Below are 18,964 nucleotides of genomic sequence, written 5' to 3'. Positions count from 1 at the left end.
TGCAGTAAACACCACGAAGCGAGGAGCGCGAGCTATGGGAGTAAAGTCCGACGGATGGATAAGGAAAATGGCCAGGGAGCACGGCATGATAGAGCCTTTCGTCGACGGCCAGGTCAGGGAGGGAGCGATATCCTACGGCCTTTCTGCGTACGGCTACGATATACGCGTGAGCGACGAGTTCAAGGTCTTCACCAACGTCTTTAACTCCGTAGTCGACCCCAAGAACTTCGACGACAAGTCCTTCGTCGAGATCAAGGCCGATCACTGCATGATCCCGCCCAACTCCTTCGCGCTCGCAAGGACGGTCGAGTACTTCAGGATACCCCGGAGCACCATAACCCTCTGCGTCGGCAAGTCCACTTACGCCCGCTGCGGCATAATCGTGAACGTAACCCCGTTCGAGCCCGAGTGGGAGGGCTTCGTCACCCTCGAAATCTCGAACACGACCCCTCTCCCCGCGAAAATCTACGCGAACGAGGGCATCGCGCAGGTCCTTTTCTTCGAGGCCGACGAGATGTGCGAAGTCTCCTACGCCGACAAAAAAGGCAAGTATCAGAAGCAGGTCGGCATAACGCCCCCCAAGGTTTGAGAGAGCTCCTTCCGGGGCCCTTTTCGAGGGCTCCAAAATTGCCTTTGTTGACGGCTGGTTCCGAGCGCCCGGCTCCGGGGCCGAAATGCGATTGAACCCCCTGATTTTATTTGCCTTTTTGTCTCCACATGGTATACTAAAAGAGTTTAAATTCCCCCCTTGTTGATTACTCGGAGGTAGTTAATTTTGGAAGTAAAGCCAGACTCAGAAACGAAGGCCCGGCCCAGGCAAAACGATTCCTACACGGCCGAGCAGATTAAAGTCCTTCCCGGGCTCGAAGCGGTCAGAAAACGCCCCGATATGTACATCGGCGACACCAGCTCGAGGGGGTTTCACCACCTCGTGTTCGAGGTCCTCGACAACAGCGTCGACGAGGCCCTCGCCGGGTTCTGCAACAAGATAAACATAACTATTCACGTCGACGAAAGCGTCACTATTGAAGACAACGGGAGGGGTATACCCGTAGACAAGCACGCCGAAACGGGCAAGTCCGCCGCCGAGGTCGTCATGACGATGCTCCACGCGGGGGGTAAATTCGAGGGCAAGGTATACCAGGTCTCGGGCGGTCTCCACGGCGTCGGCGTCACGGTCGTGAACGCCCTTTCCGAATATCTCAACCTCGAAATCAGGCGGGACGGCAAGGTCTGGTACCAGAAATACGAGCGAGGTCAGGCCGTTTCCGAGCTAAAAGAGTCCGGCACGACGGAGCGGACGGGCACGAAGATCCGGTTCAAGCCCGACCAGACTATCTTCGAGGTAAAGGAGTTCAGCTACGACACGCTCGCCCACAGGATAAGGGAGCTCGCGTTCCTCAACAAGGGCCTCGTGTTCGAGCTCACGGACGAGAGAACGGGCAAGAACCAGGAATTTTACTACAAGGGCGGCATAATCGCCTTCGTCGAGGAGCTCAACAGGAACAAAAAGCCGCTCCACCCCGAGCCCATATACGTAACGGGAGAAAAGGACGACATCATCGTCGAGGCGGCGCTTCAATATAACGACAGCTACACCGAAACGGTTTACTCCTACGCAAACAACATCAACAACATCGAGGGCGGAACGCACCTCACGGGCTTCAGGGGCGCCCTTACCAGGACGGTAAACAAGTACGCCGAAGACAAGGGCCTCCTCAAGAACGCCAAGGTCTCGCTGAGCGGCGACGACGCGAGGGAGGGGCTGGTGGCGATAATAAGCGTAAAGCTCCCCGACCCCAAGTTCGAAGGCCAGACGAAGACCAAGCTCGGCAACACCGAGGTCAAGGGGATCGTGGAAACACTCCTCAACGACAAGCTGGGGACTTTCTTCGAAGAGAACCCCTCGGTCGCGAGAAAGGTAATCGAAAAGGCCGTGGACGCCGCGAGGGCGCGCGAGGCCGCAAGGAAGGCGAGGGAGCTCACCAGGCGTAAAAGCGCCCTCGAATCGGGGTCCCTCCCCGGCAAGCTGGCCGACTGCCAGGAAAGAGACCCGGCCCTCTGCGAGCTCTTCATAGTCGAGGGCGAATCCGCGGGCGGCTCGGCCAAGCAGGCGAGGTCCCGGTATAACCAGGCGGTCCTTCCGCTCCGGGGCAAGATCCTCAACGTCGAAAAGGCCCGCTTCGACAAGATGCTCAGCAACGAGGAAATAAGGACGCTCATAACCGTCCTCGGCACGGGCGTCGGCAGCGACGACTTCGACATCGCGAAGCTCAGGTACCACAAGATAATCCTCATGACGGACGCCGACGTGGACGGCTCTCACATAAGGACGCTGCTGCTTACCTTCTTCTACAGGCAGTTCGGCGCGATCCTCGACCACGGCCACCTCTACGTCGCCCAGCCCCCTCTCTACAGGGTAAAGAGGGGCAAGGAAGAGAGGTACCTCAAGGACGATCACGAATACGTGAACTACTTCCTCGAGCACGGCACGGACGGCGTCGTTCTCAACATATCCGAAAACGGCAACGGCTCCCGCGAAATAAAAGGCTCACGGCTCTTCGACATAATAAAGCGGTCCATTGCCTACGGAAACGCCCTCGAAAGGGCGGGGAAGTGGGGCAGGGACTCCCGCATAGTCGAGGCCTTCGCCTCGAGGGAAGGCTTCAGGAAGAGCCTCCTCAAGCACGAAAGGGAGTCCGATCTCGACACACACCTTCAGGCCATAAAGGAATGGCTCGAAAAGCGCTATCCGGAAATCACGGGCCTCGACTGGGAGCTTCTCGACGACCCCGAGCACGATTCCTCACGCATCTCTTACACGTTCAAGGAAAGCGGCAGGAACAGGACGACCGTAATCGACTTCGACTTCCTCGACTCCCCGGAATTCGGCGAGATAAGGAACATCTACGAGTCCATAAAGGCCGTCGGCGACCCGCCCTACGGCGTAAGCGACAACGGCAATTCGGTCGACCTCCCGAACCTCGCCGCTGTCACGGAATACATCCTCTCCCGCGGGAAGAAGGGTATGTCCATACAGCGCTACAAGGGCCTCGGCGAGATGAACCCCGAGCAGCTCTGGGAAACGACCATGAACCCCGAGACGCGCGTCTTAAAGCAGGTCAAGATAGAGGACGCGTTCGAGTCCGACAAGATTTTCACGATCCTCATGGGCGACGAGGTCGAGCCCCGTAAGGAGTTCATCGAAACGAACGCCCTCAACGTGAGCAACCTGGACGTATGACCATGACCGCGAAACCGTCCGTAAAGAAGATGAGAGACGTGCCCGTCGAGAAGGTAAGCGCCGGGACGTCCGTCTCGCGCCAGGTGCTCATCGGCCCGGGCGAAGGCCCGAATTTCGCCATGAGGCGCTTCATAATGGAGCCCGGGGGCGGCATCCCCGCCCATACGAACACCGTGGAGCACGAGCAGTTCGTCCTCGGGGGCAGCGCCAGGATAGGCATCGGCGACGAAGTCTTCGAGGTCGGCCAGGGCGACGTCCTCTTCATCCCCGCCGGAGTGCCCCACTGGTACGAGGTCACGGGCGACGAGAGCTTCGAATTCCTCTGCATGGTCCCGAACCTCGACGACACGATAAGCCTCGTCGAGTCCAAATAATCTTCCCCGGCGCGCACGTATTAATCCCTGTTATTTGGCTTCCGGTCCGGAACATATGGATGGAAGGTCTGTAAGAAGTGAGCTGTTCGAAGGCCGGGATTACATATACCCGTAATGCTGGAGAACCAGTATCGCGACGCTGACGATTATCAGGTTGGCTATGGCGATCGGGAAGAGCACCTTCCAGCCGAGGTTCATGACCTGGTCGTACCTGAACCTGGGCAGCGTGAACCTCACCCATATAAAGAAGAAGAGGAACGCCAGCACCTTGCCGATAAAGACGAGCGGCGGAAGGAACCAGTACTTGTCTATGTCTATCCCAAACCAGCCGCCGAAGGGGAGGGGATACCACCCGCCGAAAAAGAGCGCCACTGCCAGGCACGACACCACTATCATGTGCGTGTACTCGGCCATGAAGAACATTGCGAACTTCATGCTGCTGTACTCCGTGTGATAACCGGCCACGATCTCGGGCTCGGCCTCGGGCATGTCGAAGGGGAGCCTGTTCGTCTCGGCGAAGGCCGCCGTCACGAACACTATGCAGCCGAGAATCTGCGGAATCGCGAACCAGCAGCTCTTCTGCGCCTCTATAATCTCGTCGAGCCTTAAAGAGCCCGTCCACGCGATTACGCCCAGGATGGACACGCCCATGGCGAGCTCGTAGCTTATCATCTGCGCCGCCGCCCGGAGGCCGCCGAGGAACGAATACTTGCTATTCGAAGCCCATCCTCCGAGCACGACGCCGTAAACGCTGAGAGAGCTTATCGCGAGAATGTAAAGCACGCCGACGTTAAGGTCGGCTATCTGGAGCGTTACGAATATCGGCTCCGGCAGAAGCCCGAAGAGGTCCGTGCTGAACCCCTTGCCTATGGGCACCACTGCAAGGGCTATAAGGGCGGTAATAAGGGCGAACGCGGGCGCGATTATGTAAAACGGCTTGTCCGCGTGAGTCGGGATTATGTCTTCCTTGAATATGAACTTCACGCCGTCCGCGAGCGGCTGCAGGAAGCCGAACGGGCCCACGCGGTTGGGGCCCAGCCTGTCCTGTATGAACGCGCTCACGCGCCTTTCGGCCAGCGTAAGATACGCGACCAGCGTCAGCACTACGAAGAACACGAGCGCGATTTTAACGAATGCGATTCCGAATTCTACCCAGATCATTATTTATCTCTTGGCGCTATGAAGCGGCGCTCCCGCCGAGAACGCCTATGTTCTCGTAGTTGAGCTTCGCGTAAGCCGGAACGGCCGCGGAAATCTCCTTCATGACGAGCGAAGGATGGCCGTAATCGTTAAATCCGCCCGGATTAACGAGGCTACCGATATAGGAGATTATCTCCCAGTCCGGCTTGGCTATGCCGGGAGGGGCAATGGCCTCCCTTATCCTCTGGACGCGTCCCGCGTCGTTCGTGAACGTCCCGTCCTTCTCGTACGGGCTCACCCCGGGCAATATGACGTGGGCCATCCTGGCCGTTTCCGTGACCTTGTAGTCTTCCACTATAAGAAGGTCGAGCGCCGAGAGCGCCTCGCGGAGCCTCGCGTGCCCTTCCTCCGGCACGAAGCCGAAGATATCCTCCCCGGCGACGTAAAGGACTTTTATACTCCCGTTTATTATTGATTCCGCGAGCGCGGACACCTTCTCGGGCCCGTATTCGAGCCCCATGTCCCTGACGCCCCTCGAGTTCGGGTAGGGATCGCTGCTTATAAGCCCGTAGAGCTTCTCGCCCTCGGGCTCGAGCGAATTCGATACGACCCTCGCGCCGCCGAGCCTGTCGCCGAGCTTCTTGAGGAGATAAAGCTCCTCGTTCGTGAGCGTCGGCGAGCCGAGTATGGCGACAGAAGATGCGCTTCCGGCCGTAAGCCCGTCGGCGGCGAACGCCGAAGCCTCCGGCCAGTCGGACTTCACGAATCCCTCGCCCCTTCTGAGAATGGGGTCCTTAAGGCGCGTCGCTCCTTCCTGGACGCGCTTGAAATCGTACCTTCCCCTGTCGCATATCCAGTACTCGTTAACGTCCATGTTTATCCTGGGCCTCACCCTCGAAACCTTCCCCTTCCTGGGGTCGACGCCCACGGTTATGTTGCACCCGTTACTGCACAGCGAGCAGACGCTGTCCGTGAATTTCCAGTACCAGACCCTCTCCTCGTGGAGATTGTCCTTGTTGAGGAGCGCGCCCACCGGGCAGAGGTCCGTAACGTTCCCCGCAAGCTCGTTGTCGAGGTTCTTGTCTGGGAAAACGACGATCTTCTTCCTGAACCCCCGGTTCTCGAACCCTAGCTCGCCCGTCTTGGTCACCTCTTCGGTGAACCTGACGCACCTCGTGCACATGATGCACCTGTTCGGGTCGTATAATATCCTGTCGCTGAGGTAATATTTCCTTCGGACCTTCTTTTCCTCGGGCCCTTCGAACCTGCTGTATCCGGGCCCGTGCTTGACGGTCGTAAGCTGAAGCGGGCACTCCCCGCCCTTGTCGCATATCGGGCAATCGAGGGGATGGTTTATGAGCGTGAACTCGACGGTGGCCTTCCTCGCTTTTACGGCCTTTTCCGAGTTGGTCTTTACGATGAGGCCGTCCCTGACGAAGGTGTTGCACGCCGGCATGACCTTCGGCACGCCCTCCACCTCTACCAGGCACTGCCTGCACTGGGCGACTATGCTGAGGGCCGGATGATAGCAGAAATGCGGGACTTCGACGCCCACCCGGGCGGCTGCCTGGATCAGATTGAGCCCGTCTTCGACCTCGATTTCTATCCCGTCGATGGTAAGTTTCGGCATTGGAAAAAGGTTACTCCCGAGTTCTAAAATATTATCCTGACCGGGGGCGCCTTAGCAAGTTGCGGCGGCCTGCGGCAGGCCCCGGAATGTATCGCTGTGCCCGGTATTTGCGCGCCCCGTTTCCGCGGGATCGCCGCCCCGGCCGCCCCGGACGCGGAAAGGCGCGCCACGAGGCGTTTTCCGCCGGTCGTTGTGTTATAATTCAATATACTCGACATGCGCTCCAAAGTCCTGATACCCATAGGATTATTTCTCGTAATACTCGCCGTTCTCACCGGCATTGCGATAATCGTCATCCAGACACATTACTTCCGCCAGTTCGTCAAGCTCACTACAAACTCGATCGTAACTTCTCTCACGGCCCAGGATTTCAAGATCGGCAGCATAGAAGGCAACTTCCTGAAGGGCATCTCGCTCAAAAACGTCACGTTCGACATCGACGGGGAGAGGTTCATCACCTGCGACGAGGTGTATATCGATTATTCCCTCCCGATAATCCTCGACGGCTCCATGCTCTTCAGCAAGGTGATTCCCCTCCACGAGGTCAGGGTTTCGGGGTTTACGATCCATCTCGTTCACTACGGCGGCGATTCCTGGAACTTCACCAAGCTCGGCGAGCGCTTCATCGCCAAGGAGAAGAAGCCCAACCCCGACTGGAGCATCTTCATAAAGAGCGGGTTCGTCGAGAACGCCAGGATGACGATTTACGACGTCCCGAAGAACCAGCACTCGGTCTTCGAGCTCCCGGGCGCCGAGGTCGCCGTGAATCTCGTCAAGATAACGGACAACGCCGAATTCGTAATAAAGGACGCCGTCTTCACGGCCGTGCCGAATATAGACAAGTCCGAAAGGTTCTATTTCGACAAGATAAACGGGAAGGCGGTCTATTCGAACAAGGAGAAAATAGACGTCCTCGACGTAAAGCGCGCCTTCTTTAACTTCCGGGGCGCGCGGGTAAACGCCTCGGGGACGATGAAAAACCTGATGAGCCCGACGTTCACGCTCGGCGGCACGATCAAGAACATAGACGCGGGTGAGCTCGGGAGGCTGGGGGTCGAGGTACGCGCCAGGGGCGCATCCGAAAGATGGAAGGGTCTCCAGGCGTCGGGAAGGCTCGACGTTATAGATTCGGTCATACTCGGAGAAACTCTCGAAGGCTCCATAAAGAAAATCCGGGTCGAGAATACATCGGTCACCCTCACGGGCGGCAAGCTCTCCTCGCCCTTCGGGAAAGCGGCCTTCGACGGCACGCTGGGGCTTTACGAGATAACCTCGCCCGGGAAATCGAACGAAGCTGACATAAAGCTCTCCGTCGATTCCGCGTCGGCGGCTCGCCTCCTCGAAATCTTCGACAAAACACAGTCCGACGGTGCCCCCAAGGAGCTCAAAAAGGACGTAAACGCGCGGGTCGATTCCCGGCTCGCGGTTAGGGCCGGCTGGAAGGGCAAGGAGCCGCCCGCGCTCGACGTCGCCCTCGAGAGCTTCAGGATGAACGGCCTCGAGACGGGCGAGATAACACTTTCCGGCCCTATGAAAATCCGGCCCGACAAAATAGAATTCGACCTCGATACATCCTCCTCCAAAACCAACTTCGCAAACATACTGACAGACTTCCCGAACGAAACGGACTTTAACTCGAAGCTCCACGTAAAGGGCTCGGTCGTGCCCGGCAAGAAGCCTCCGGACGGCCTCGAGCTGTCCGTCAAGGGCGATATCTCCCCCTCCGTGATAAAGGGCTTTAAGCTCGACCGCGGGGCGGTGGATCTCTCCTTCGCCCCCTCGTCCCTCGACATCAGAACCCTGACGCTCGAATCCGGCCGTCTGTCGGCAAAGGCGTCCGGGAGCCTGGGGTCCGGCACGGAGAGTGGGGTCAGGTACGGCGTCAACGCCGGCGATCTCGGCGCTCTGTCGGGCCTTGTCCCCGGCGATAAGCTCGCGGGCAGCCTGAGCGTAGAGGGCGTTGTCAGGGGCACGTTCGAAAGGCCGAGGCTCACCGTGAACGCCAGGGTGGCGGATTTCGCGTCGCTGAAACAAAAGCTCACCGTCGAGAAGATAGAGCTTTCGGCCGAGACCTACCTCGACCTTTCGGACCTTCAAATGAAGGCGAAGGGAGGGCTCAAGGGCATCGAGATACAGGGCCGCGCGATGGAAGCCGCCGATTTCGACGCGGAGAGCCGGGGCCGCGAGCTCTACGGAGCGGTCCACGTAACCGAAGCCCCCGACAGGAAATACGAGGCCGAATACAAGGCGTCCGGGCTCGACACCCAAGAAAAACTGATCGAAATCCCGAAAATCAGGCTGGCCTTTAAAGACGCCCTCTTCGAAAACAAACGGCCCGTAAGCGCCGTCCTGAAAAACGGCGGCATAGCCGTCAGCTCCTTTAACCTTTACCACAAGGACAATTCCGCCGTCGGCGAGATTACGCTCGGGGCGTCGGGCGCCATCGACGGGAGGCTCAAGCTCGAAAAGCTCGACCTTGCGGACGTATCGAGCCTCCTTCGGGCCAGGTTCCCGATAAAGGGGAGCGTCTCCGGCGAAATAGACTTAGGGGGAACGGTCAAGGCCCCCACGATAAGCGCGACCGCCGCCGCGAGAGACCTCGAATACAAGGAGTTTAAGGGCGACGAGCTCACGCTCTCGCTCCTCCATTTCGGCGACGACTTCGAGCTTAATCTCCGGATAATGGACGGCGGCGAGGAAGTCCTCACGGCCCTCGCCGATGCACACATGCCCATGGACCCGTCCGGCATGGAGCGGACCCTTCAGAAGGTGCGCTATACGGCGCGGGTGAGGTCTAAGGGCATCGACATCAGCCCGCTCATGATCTTCAATCCCGAAATACAGGGGCTCGAGGGGAAGCTCGTCGTCGACGTGACAGCGGCCGGCTCCGGCGGCGAGCCGGACATATCCGGGACGATAGAGCTCAGGGACGTGGCCGTCGATCTTCTCATGCTCCGGAACGACATCGAAATCGAGCACGCTGTCCTCGACCTCGACGGCGCTTACGGCACCCTGCGCCCGGTCACGATCAAGACCGGAGAGGGCGAGGGCTCGTTCATGGGGAAGATAGATTTCAGGGACCTCTCCTACAGCGCCAAGGGGACGATGAACGGCATGCACGTCAGGACCTATCCCAACGACGTCACGGCCAACCTCGACGGCACGATCGACGTCACCGGTAAATTTCCCGCCTCGCTGATCAAGGGCGAAATCACCGTCAACGACCTCAAGGCCATAGTGCCTGAGAAGCCCATAAAGGAAATCGAGAATATACGGTTTATCGACGAAGACGAGGGCAAGGACGAATTCATCTACACCGGCGCGGCAAAGGAAGATTTCGTCCAGGAATTCGTGTCCCTCGACCTCGACGTCAACATCCCCAGGCAGTCGTGGATCAAGGGGAGCGGCGCGAATATCGAGGTCCAGGGCCGCCTCGACATCAACAAGAACTATAAAGAGCCCTATCTCATAACGGGCAGCATCGACGTCATAAGGGGCGATTACCAGTTCATGGGAAGGCTCTTCAATATCGAGAGCGGCACGGTGAGCTTTCGGGGGAAGAAAATCGTCGACCCGTTCCTCGACCTCCGGGCCACGTATGAAGTATCGAGCGTCGAGGTCTATATCAACGTCTCGGGCACCGCCGAAAAACCCAGGATACAGCTCACGAGCGATCCGCCGCTCGAAGAGAACGAGATCGTCTCCTACCTCGTCTTCGGCACCTCTTCCGAAAAGCTCGGCACTGACGAAAGGGTTCAGTTCCAGGAAAAGGCCGGCGAGGTGCTCGGCACCATGGCCGTCGGCGAGCTCCGTCAGGCTATAGGCGACGACCTCGCCATAGACGTCATGACCATCAAGGGCAGCCAGACGGGCTTTAAGGACACCCACCTCGAAATCGGCAAATACCTCACCGAAAACTTCTACATCGGATACGAGAGATTTTCATACGAGCGGTTCTTCTACGAGAGGTATTTCCTGAGCCCGGGGCTCCTGTCCTCGACGGCGACGGCAAACAGGGCCGTAATCGAGTACAGGGTCTCCGACTTTCTGACGCTGGAGAGCGAAATAGGCGACGAGGCCGGCGCGGACGTATTCTTCAACTTCGATTACTGATTCCCGTCGATTACTGATCTGCGGCCGCCGCAGCCTTTACGAGCCCTTTAAGAACCTTCTGATCCCCCGGACGGCCTGCATTATCCTCTTTTCATTCTCGACGAGAGCGAACCTCACGTACCCCTCGCCGTAATTCCCGAAGCCTACTCCCGGCGACACGGCGACCTTGGCCTTCTCCACGAGGAGCTTCGAGAACTCGAGCGATCCCATTTCTTTATACTCCTCGGGTATTTCGCCCCAGACGAACATCGTCCCCTTGGGCTTGGGTATCTGCCACCCGGCCTTTGAAAGCCCGTCCACGAGCTTGTCGCGCCTCGACTTATAGGACTCCCTTATCTCGTCGACGCAGTCCTGCGGACCGTTGAGCGCTGCTATCGAGGCCACCTGGACGGGCGTGAATATGCCGTAGTCCATGTAGCTCTTTATGCGCTTGAGCGCCGATACGATCCTGGCGTTCCCCACCATGAACCCCACGCGCCAGCCCGGCATGTTGTAGCTCTTGGACAGCGAGTAAAACTCCACTCCGAGGTCCTTGGCGCCGGGCACTTCGAGAAAGCTCGGGGCCTTGTAGCCGTCGTAGCAAAGCTCGGCATAGGCGAAATCGTGGACGACTATTAGGTCCGTCTCGCGCGCGAGCTCGTAAACTTCCTTGAAGAATTCGATATCGACGACCTTCGTCGTCGGGTTATTCGGGAAGGAGATCATGAGCACCTTCGGCTTTGGCCACGTCTCCCTGACGGCCTTCTCTATGCTTTCGAGGAGGCCGGTCTCCATGGTGAACGGCACGCTGTGAACGTCGCCCCTCGATATTATCACCGAATATATGTGTATCGGGTACGCCGGGTTCGGCACGATAACGGTATCCCCCGGCGACAGTATCGACTGCATAAGGTGGCATATGCCTTCCTTCGAGCCTATGGTGACGACCACCTCGCTGTCCGGGTCGAGCTCGACGCCGTGGCTTCTTTTGTACCAGTCGGCGATCGCGCGCCGGAGCTTCGGTATACCCGCCGATGCCGAATACCTGTGCGCCCTCGGGTCGGCCGCCGTCTCTATGAGCTTGCTTACTATGTGCTCGGGCGTCGCCTGGTCGGGGTTGCCCATTCCGAGGTCGATTATGTCCTCGCCCCTCGCCCTCGCCTTCGATTTCAGGTCGTTGACTATGGTGAAAACGTAGGGCGGGAGCCTTCTTATGAGTGAGAAATCTTCCGGTATTCTGTGCATTCGCGGTCCTTTTTCAGTTTGGAGTATTTTATTCGAATCCTTGACAATCTCAAGAAAAGTCGGCGAAAATAGTTTAAAACTAACTTAAGCGTTATCACAGCCGTTATTTATGATAAAAATTGCCACGTTAACGGTTTTGTTGTTACTGTTCCCGGTTTTGTCTAACGTTTCAGCGCGGGAGTTCCGCCAGTACGGAAACGCTTCCTGGTACGGAAACAAGTTCCACGGGAAGACCACTGCGAGCGGCGAATCTTACGACATGTACGAATTCACCGGCGCTCACAGAGACCTTCCATTCGGCACCTTGATCAAGGTGAAGAATCTACGGAACGGTAGAGAGGTTGTCGTGAGAGTGAACGACCGCGGCCCGTTCATCAAAAGCCGCATAGTCGATCTTTCCCGCGCCGCCGCCAGCATGCTCGGCATTGTCAGCAGGGGCACGGCGAGGGTGAGCATCGAGGTCATTTCCTTTCCCGACGGCTCGACGCCAAGCTCCACGCTGTAACGGGCGATGTTAAGGCTCTCCGGATTCAGGGCCGAGGAATGATGAATAATAGAATACTTCTATTATTACTGATTCTGCCCGTCGCCTTCTCATGCGCAAAAAAATCGGTGGACACCGCTCGTGTGCCCAAATCGCCGGACGAGGGCGGCTACGTCGTCGAAGAAGGCTCCGTGCAGATAGGCATAGCGTCGTGGTACGGCATCGACGAGCACAATAACTACGCCGCCAGCGGCGAGCGTTTCAGCAAATACGCCTATACCGCGGCCCACAAGACACTCCCCCTGGGCACGGTCGTAAGGGTCACCAACCTCGAAAACGGCCGCGACGTCATAGTCGAGGTAAACGACAGGGGCCCCTTCGTGAAGGGACGCATAATAGACCTCTCCCACGCGCCGGCCGAGGCGATAGACATGATTCAGAAGGGGACGGTCAAGGTGAAGGTAGAGGTGGTTTCCTCACCCTCCGTGCGCAGCACCAGCTACTTCGACCCCCATTACACGGTCCAGGTGGGCTCTTTCAGCGACCGGGGGAACGCGGTGTTCCTCAAGCGCCAGCTCGACCCGGACTACGACGACGTCCGCGTCGAAAACGTGAAGCTCAGCGGGAGCGAATATTTCAGGGTCAGGGTAGGGCGGTTCTCCGACGAAAGCGAAGCCGAGAGGACGGCGTTCAGGCTGAGAAGGCTGGGGCTTACAAGCAGGGTTTTACTGGAATAACCCGCCGACGGGCGTGCTCCTTCTTCCAGGCCCCGATAATCAGTTAAAATTAAAGAAAAAACGGAAAGAAGAGGTTTCATGGACGAATTCGTAAAATCACACGGCCTCGGTAACGACTACTTCGTGCTCGACTCCTCGGCCCTCTCGTTCTCGGTTACGCCCGGCGTGACGAGGCTCCTCTGCGACAGGAACTACGGCGTCGGCTCGGACGGCATACTCCTTCTCACGCCGTCCGATAAGGCCGATTTCGGGCTCCGCATACTGAACCCCGACGGGAGCGAGGCCGAAAAGAGCGGCAACGGCCTCAGGATATTCGCCAAATACCTCTACGAGCACGGCCACACACAAAGAAAAACGTTCGACATCGACACCCCGGGCGGCGTCGTAACGGCGGAGCTCGAAGTCTCCGAAGACGGCAGGGTTCCGTTCGTCACGGTCGAGATGGGCCGGGCCGTCTTCAACAGCGCCGATATACCGGTCGCGGGCGAAGAGAGGGAAGTGGTCGACGAGGAAATCAGGGTCAACGGCGAGATAGCGAGGATCACGGCCGTCTCGGTCGGGAACCCTCACTGCGTCGTATTCGTTGACGAGCTCGACGAGGGCTTTACGCGAAAGCTCGGCCCCCTACTCGAAAACCACGAGCTATTCCCCAACAGGATAAACGTCCAGTTCGCAAAGGTCCTCTCCCCGGAAAATGTTTCTATACTCATATGGGAAAGGGGGGCGGGATACACGCTGGCCTCGGGTAGCAGCTCCTGCGCCGTGGCGGCGGCATGCGTAAAGAACGGCCTTACGGTCAGGAAGGTGAAGGTCTCCATGCCGGGCGGCGAGCTCGACATCGAGATAAGGGAGGACTGGACTATAAAGATGAGGGGCGCAGTCGAAGAGGTCACGTCCGGCACGCTCAGCCGCGACCTTCTCGACAGGATAAAATCGCTCCCCACCGAATGACGAAACTGTAATTCGAATATTTTATTCCCGGCCGGCGGCCGGCTGAATCGCTCTAATGAAGACTTTTATACTCTCCGCGGGGACCGTGCTTCCCGTTTCATCGAAACCGCTTGCAGACGCTTCCGTCCTCGTCTCGGACGGGAAAATCGGGGAAGTCGCAAAAACCAGGGCCCTTCTGAAAAAATACGCCGGGATACCCGAAATAAAGCTTGGAAAGGGCATACTCCTTCCGGGATTCGTAAACGGCCACACGCACCTCGAGCTCGGCTGGACTCAGTCCGAGATCGGGGCCTTCACGGGCTTTACGGGATGGCTCCAGCAGCTTATTGTCTCCAAGGGAGCGCCCGTACTCGAAGAAACGATAGCCGCCTCCGTATCCGAGGGCGTAAAGAACCTCGTCTCGTCCGGGGTGACGACGGTCGGCGAGATATCCTCCTACGGCGGCCTCGACAAGCCGATACTCGAAGAGTCCGGTCTAAGAACCGTCCTCTTCCGGGAGATTACGGACAGCACCGAGCACAGGGCGGATTTTAACTTCGGGCCCGGGGACGGGCTCGTCGAAGAGAGGCCCTTCCCGCACGCCCCCTATTCCTGCAGCCCGAGGCTTCTCCGTAAAGTCTTCCGCGCCCATCACAAGGACGGCGTCCCGTTCGGCATCCATCTGGCCGAAAGCCCGGACGAGGTCGAATTCGTAAGATGCTGCGCCAACGAGATTGAGGGGAAGATATTCCCGCTCATCGGGAAAGAATCCTTCGAAAGGCCCGAGGCGAAAAGCCCTTACGAGTACTTCTCAAAAATGGGGCTTTCCGGGGGCGACAGGATAACCCTCGTACACATGGTCAGGGCCGGGAAGGACGAGGCCGCGGAAATATCGCGGCGCGGCCTGGGAATAGTCCTCTGCCCGAGAAGTAACCTCTTCCTCCAGGTGGGGGCGCCGCCGTTCGTACACTATTCCGGCATGGAGAGGCTCGGCATCGGGACGGACAGCCTCTCGACGAATTACAACCTCGACTTCTTCGAGGAGCTCCGCGCGTTTCACCTCCTAATGTCCCAGGTCATGGGCGAAAAGGCGGCGCGGAAGTCCGTTCACGCGGCCACGCTCGGCGGCGCGGGGGCGCTCTACCTCGAAGACAAAACCGGCAGCATCGACCCGGGTAAAGAGGCCGACCTCCTCTATATCGACACGCCGGGGAGTTTCAGGGACCCCTACATGTCCGTGATATCGTCTTCGTCCGCCGGTGTGGGAATGGTCATGACGGCGGGCAGGGTGCTCTACAAAAAGGACGGGATTCCTTTTCCCGATTCCGAGTTATAGCCTCTAATCTTCCTCGTCCAGCCTGTCCGCCAGCACCTCGGCTACGTGCTTTACGCGCCGGCCCGTGAAGTGCTCAATCTGGTGGAGGCACGAAACCCCCGATATGGCTATGACCGTATCGTCCGGCGCATTCCTCACGGCCGGGAACAGGCGGTCCTCGCCTATCGCCCGGGAGACGGCGTAGTGCTCGCTCTCGTATCCGAAGCTCCCGGCCATCCCGCAGCACCCGGCATTCGTCTCCGTTACGCCGCAGCCAGCCGTCTTCAGCAGTCCCACGGGCGCTCCCATCCCGATAAGAGCCCTCTGGTGGCAGTGGCCATGATAAAGAACGTTCTTTTTCCCCGGTTTCCACTTGATGACGCTCATGATATCCGCTCCCTCGCCGAACAGGAATTCGTCTAGGAGATACGAATTCTTCGAAAGAAGGGCGGCGGCCCCGTTCCCCGGGAGGAGGTCCGGGTACTCGTCCCTGAACGTCAGCATGCAGCTCGGCTCCGTCCCGACGACGGGAATGCCCTCCCTCGCATACCCGGCGAGGAGCTCAGCGTTTGCCCGCGCGCTGCGCTTCGCCTCCCTCAGCATGCCCTTGCTTATCATCGGCCGCCCGCAGCATACCCGCCTCTCCGCGAGAATAACCTCGAACCCGGCGGCTTCAAGCAGCCTGACCGCGGCCTTCCCTATCTCGGGCTGGTAGTAGCTCACCCACGTATCGTGGAAATAAAGCACCTTCCCCGCATGCGTGACGCGCGCCTTCCGGGGCCTCTTCCGGAACCACTCCGTAAAGCTCTCCCCGGATAGCGCGGGCAAGGTCCTTTCCCCGCTTATGCCTATGCGCGACAATATGCTCCTGCCCGCCCCGCTCCCCATAACAGCGTTCGAAAGCGCGGGGAAAACGGCGGCCGCCCTGCTGAGGGCGTGTATGTTCCCGAACAAGCGGTCCCTCAGCGGAAGGCCGTGGACGTCGTGATAGTGCGCGAGGAGCTCGCTCTTCATCTTCGCCGCGTCTACGGCCGAGGGGCACTCGCTCTTGCACGCCTTGCACGAAATGCAGAGGTCGAACGTCTCCCGCATCTCGCTCCCAGTGAGGAATTCCTTCCCGGCCCTCCCCGAAAGAACCGCCCTCAAGGCGTTCGCCCTCGCCCTCGTCGTGTCCCTCTCGTCACGCGTCGCCATGTAGGACGGGCACATTATCCCCTCGCCCAGCTTCCTGCAAACGCCCTGCCCGCTGCACATCTCGGCCGCTCCGGCAAATCCCTCGTCGGACGACCAGTCGAGGTAAGTCCTTATTTCATACGGACGGTACCCTTCACCGAATCGCAAATCCTCGTCCGGAGGCGCGGGGCCGACTACCTTCCCCGGGTTCATCAGCCCGCGCGGGTCGAAGGCCTCCTTCAGCTCGCGCATTGCACGGTAGAGCCCGGGCCCGAAAAGCCTCTCGTTAAGATAACTTCTCTGGAGCCCGTCCCCGTGCTCGCCGCTCATTACGCCGCCGTACTTTACGGCGAGCCCGAACGCCCCGTCCATGAGCTCCTTCATGGCTGTGACCCCGCCCCCGGTTTTCAGGTTCACGAGCGGCCTCACGTGAAGGCAGCCCGCGCTCGCGTGCCCGTAGAACCCCGCCTTCGTGCTGAACCTTCCTATCAATTCCGTCACGTCCGCTACATATTCCGCGAGGCGCGCGGCGGGCACGGATACGTCCTCGATACACGGTATGGGCTTATAATCCCCGCGCCTGCTGAGGAGTATCCCCAGCCCGGCGCGGCGTATGGCCCACACGTCCGCCTGCTCCCCGGGCGTATCGGCGTACCTTACCGCACAGTCAATTTGCTTCTGCCTCAGAAACGCCGCGAGCCCGCGCGTCTTCTTTTCCGCCTCGTCCTCCGTCTCGCCGTAGAACTCGACGACCAGAAGTGCCTCGGGGTCTTCGCCGGTAAACGTCAGCCTGCGTCCCAGCCCCGGCAGCTTCCGGGCGAGCCCTATGATCATCGAATCGATAAGCTCGACGGCGGACGGCCCGCGCATGAGTATGGGCGTTACGGCCTCCATGGCCGGGACGACGCTCCCGAATTCGAGGACGGCGAGGCGCGTGTGCTTCGGCCTCGGGACGAGCTTCAAGGTAAGCTCCGAAGCGATGCCGAGCGTCCCTTCCGACCCTGCCAGGAGCCTTGCCGGGTTGAACGGCTCTTCGAGAAAATAATTCAGGCTGTAGCCGGACGCCCTACGCCAGTGCTTCGGGAATTCCGTCTCTATGATCCCGCCGAATTCCTTCTTGATCCGCGCGAGCCTGGAGAAAAGCTCTCCCTCCGCCCCGCCCTGTGTCGATGCCTTTCCATTCGTGAACGCGCTGAGCCTCGCTTCGCCTCCGCCCGGGAGAATCACCCTCGCCGCCTCGACGTTATCCCCCGCCATGCCGTAAAGGATCGAATGCGCCCCCGTGGAGTTATTCCCGATAGCCCCGCCGGCTGTCGCTATCCTCGCCGTCGAGGGATCCGGGCCGAACATGAGCCCCGTGTGCGCGATGCCCCGGTTGAGATTTTCCAGGTAAATCCCCGGCTCGACGCGCACGGTTCCCGCCCCGGCGTCGATTTCGATGATCTTGTTGAGATATTTAGAGAAGTCGAGGACGAGCGCCTTCCCGACGGCCTGCCCGGCGAGGCTGGTCCCGCCGCCCCGCGGCAGTATCGGTATCCCGTACTTCGCCGCGCATCCCACGGCCTTCGATATGTCTTCGGCGCTCCTGGGTACGACAACGCCCACAGGCTCTATCTGGTAATTGCTCGCGTCGGTGCTGTAGAGAATCCTGCTCAGCCTGTCGAATCGTATCTCGCATTCGAGCTCTCCTGCGAGCTCCTTTTCCAGCTCTGTTCGTGCGTTCGGGTCGGGCATCGGCGGCGTCCTTCCGTCTAGTATAACTTGAGCGTACACATTTTAGCTAATCGCCGCCCTTTGATTTCAGGGGAGCATGGCTCGCGTCCAGTTTTTCATTACAGACTTCTCTCAAATACTGGTATCATAACGTGGTTCCGGCCGGGGGGAGCAAGGTGCTTTTAACATCCCGTCCGGCAACGGACAGGCTCATGAAATTCGTCATAGTCCCTGTAAAAGATCTGTCGCACGCGAAGAACAGGCTCTCGTCGCTCCTGCCCCAGGACGTGAGGACGGACATCGCCTACGCCATGCTGGAGGACGTGCTGACGGCTCTCGCCGCGGCGCGGCTTCCGGACAAAAAGCTCATCGTGACGATGGATAAACGCGCGGCCGAGATAGCGCGCGGACTCGGCATGGAGGTGCTCGAAGAAACCGAGCAAAAGGGCGAGAGCGCTTCCGTGGACGAGGCGTCGCTCAGGTGTAAGGAAATGGGAGCCTCATCGGTCCTCGTAATCCCCGGCGACGCCCCGCTGATCACGGCATACGACATAGACGCCGTCCTCGAAAGGGAGCTCCCGCCGCCTTCGGCCGTACTGGTGCCCGCAAGGGACTTCATGGGGACTAACGCCATACTCAGGAACCCGCCCGACGCCTTCCCGTCCAGGTTCGGGGACGACAGCTTCCGGAAGCATAAGAACGAAGCAGCCGGGCGCGGGGTGCGTGTCGAGTCCTTCGAGAACCCCCGGATAGCGCTCGACATCGACCACCCCGAAGACCTCCGCGAGTTCCTCTCCGTCGAGAGCGATACGGTCACCGGGAGGCTCCTCTCCCGCATGGGCCTCGTGGATAAAGTCACGGGCTGAAAACAACCCGCCCGCCGCGAG

The 18,964-nt window shown here is 59.2% G+C and carries 13 protein-coding genes; 9 read left to right on the top strand and 4 right to left on the bottom strand.

Features of this window, described 5'->3' with window-relative positions:
- The first annotated feature begins 34 nt into the window (after positions 1-34).
- From dcd to PKC29_06685, 3 genes are all read left to right on the top strand, one after another.
- Complete coding sequence (dcd, locus tag PKC29_06695) at positions 35-589, top strand: dCTP deaminase (GenBank protein HML95101.1); 555 nt, start codon at positions 35-37, stop codon at positions 587-589.
- A gap of 186 nt (positions 590-775) precedes the next feature.
- The gene (gene gyrB, locus PKC29_06690) at positions 776-3,244 is read left to right on the top strand and encodes a DNA topoisomerase (ATP-hydrolyzing) subunit B (GenBank protein HML95100.1); all 2,469 of its coding nucleotides are present in this window, start codon (positions 776-778) and stop codon (positions 3,242-3,244) included.
- A complete protein-coding gene (locus tag PKC29_06685) occupies positions 3,241-3,618 on the top strand; it encodes a cupin domain-containing protein (protein HML95099.1) in 378 nt (125 codons plus the stop codon). The genes gyrB and PKC29_06685 overlap by 4 nt, the downstream gene beginning before the upstream one ends.
- Positions 3,619-3,717: 99 nt before the next feature.
- Here PKC29_06685 and nuoH read toward each other — a convergent pair whose 3' ends face one another.
- Together nuoH and PKC29_06675 are read right to left on the bottom strand one after the other, a co-directional pair.
- Positions 3,718-4,779: an NADH-quinone oxidoreductase subunit NuoH gene (nuoH, locus tag PKC29_06680; GenBank protein ID HML95098.1), complete on the bottom strand. Its 1,062-nt coding sequence runs from the start codon at positions 4,777-4,779 to the stop codon at positions 3,718-3,720.
- Positions 4,780-4,795: 16 nt separating this feature from the next.
- Positions 4,796-6,388 carry a molybdopterin-dependent oxidoreductase gene (locus PKC29_06675; protein HML95097.1) on the bottom strand — a complete coding sequence of 531 codons (1,593 nt, stop codon included), beginning with the start codon at positions 6,386-6,388 and terminating at the stop codon, positions 4,796-4,798.
- Positions 6,389-6,604: 216 nt separating this feature from the next.
- Here PKC29_06675 and PKC29_06670 point away from each other — a divergent pair, with 216 nt between their 5' ends.
- Positions 6,605-10,501: a translocation/assembly module TamB domain-containing protein gene (locus PKC29_06670; protein HML95096.1), complete on the top strand. Its 3,897-nt coding sequence runs from the start codon at positions 6,605-6,607 to the stop codon at positions 10,499-10,501.
- Positions 10,502-10,537: 36 nt separating this feature from the next.
- Here PKC29_06670 and PKC29_06665 read toward each other — a convergent pair whose 3' ends face one another.
- Entirely contained in the window at positions 10,538-11,725 is a 1,188-nt protein-coding gene (locus PKC29_06665) for an aminotransferase class I/II-fold pyridoxal phosphate-dependent enzyme (GenBank protein HML95095.1), read from the bottom strand.
- A 157-nt stretch (positions 11,726-11,882) separates the two neighbouring features.
- Between PKC29_06665 and PKC29_06660 the strand changes: the two genes are divergently transcribed.
- From PKC29_06660 to PKC29_06645, 4 genes are all read left to right on the top strand, one after another.
- On the top strand, positions 11,883-12,230 hold the full coding sequence (locus PKC29_06660) for a septal ring lytic transglycosylase RlpA family protein (protein HML95094.1): 348 nt from the start codon (positions 11,883-11,885) through the stop codon (positions 12,228-12,230).
- A gap of 122 nt (positions 12,231-12,352) precedes the next feature.
- On the top strand, positions 12,353-12,946 hold the full coding sequence (locus PKC29_06655; GenBank protein HML95093.1) for a septal ring lytic transglycosylase RlpA family protein: 594 nt from the start codon (positions 12,353-12,355) through the stop codon (positions 12,944-12,946).
- A gap of 78 nt (positions 12,947-13,024) precedes the next feature.
- Positions 13,025-13,897 carry a diaminopimelate epimerase gene (gene dapF, locus PKC29_06650; protein HML95092.1) on the top strand — a complete coding sequence of 291 codons (873 nt, stop codon included), beginning with the start codon at positions 13,025-13,027 and terminating at the stop codon, positions 13,895-13,897.
- Between the two features lie 55 nt (positions 13,898-13,952).
- Positions 13,953-15,212 (top strand): amidohydrolase family protein, encoded by a 1,260-nt coding sequence (locus PKC29_06645; protein HML95091.1) that lies wholly within the window; start codon positions 13,953-13,955, stop codon positions 15,210-15,212.
- Between the two features lie 3 nt (positions 15,213-15,215).
- On the opposite strand, the gene PKC29_06640 is transcribed toward PKC29_06645, so the two are convergent.
- Positions 15,216-18,098, bottom strand: coding sequence for an FAD-linked oxidase C-terminal domain-containing protein (locus PKC29_06640; GenBank protein ID HML95090.1), 2,883 nt, complete (start codon positions 18,096-18,098; stop codon positions 15,216-15,218).
- Between the two features lie 155 nt (positions 18,099-18,253).
- Between PKC29_06640 and cofC the strand changes: the two genes are divergently transcribed.
- Positions 18,254-18,943 (top strand): 2-phospho-L-lactate guanylyltransferase, encoded by a 690-nt coding sequence (gene cofC / locus PKC29_06635; protein HML95089.1) that lies wholly within the window; start codon positions 18,254-18,256, stop codon positions 18,941-18,943.
- The last annotated feature ends 21 nt before the right edge of the window (positions 18,944-18,964 follow it).

The sequence above is a fragment of the Thermodesulfobacteriota bacterium genome, from assembly GCA_035325995.1.
GTDB lineage: Bacteria > Desulfobacterota_D > UBA1144 > Nemesobacterales > UBA2774 > JADLGH01.
Note: the sequence above shows the minus strand (reverse complement) of the source record. Positions and strands in the feature narration are given on the sequence as shown.

Bases quoted from the DNA above. Each gene is read 5' to 3' on its own strand.
- PKC29_06670 (HML95096.1), top strand. From the start codon at position 6,605: ATGCGCTCCAAAGTCCTGATACCCATAGGATTATTTCTCGTAATACTC.
- PKC29_06675 (HML95097.1), bottom strand. From the start codon at position 6,388: ATGCCGAAACTTACCATCGACGGGATAGAAATCGAGGTCGAAGACGGG.
- dcd (HML95101.1), top strand. From the start codon at position 35: ATGGGAGTAAAGTCCGACGGATGGATAAGGAAAATGGCCAGGGAGCAC.
- PKC29_06645 (HML95091.1), top strand. From the start codon at position 13,953: ATGAAGACTTTTATACTCTCCGCGGGGACCGTGCTTCCCGTTTCATCG.
- PKC29_06685 (HML95099.1), top strand. From the start codon at position 3,241: ATGACCATGACCGCGAAACCGTCCGTAAAGAAGATGAGAGACGTGCCC.
- nuoH (HML95098.1), bottom strand. From the start codon at position 4,779: ATGATCTGGGTAGAATTCGGAATCGCATTCGTTAAAATCGCGCTCGTG.
- PKC29_06665 (HML95095.1), bottom strand. From the start codon at position 11,725: ATGCACAGAATACCGGAAGATTTCTCACTCATAAGAAGGCTCCCGCCC.
- dapF (HML95092.1), top strand. From the start codon at position 13,025: ATGGACGAATTCGTAAAATCACACGGCCTCGGTAACGACTACTTCGTG.
- PKC29_06640 (HML95090.1), bottom strand. From the start codon at position 18,098: ATGCCCGACCCGAACGCACGAACAGAGCTGGAAAAGGAGCTCGCAGGA.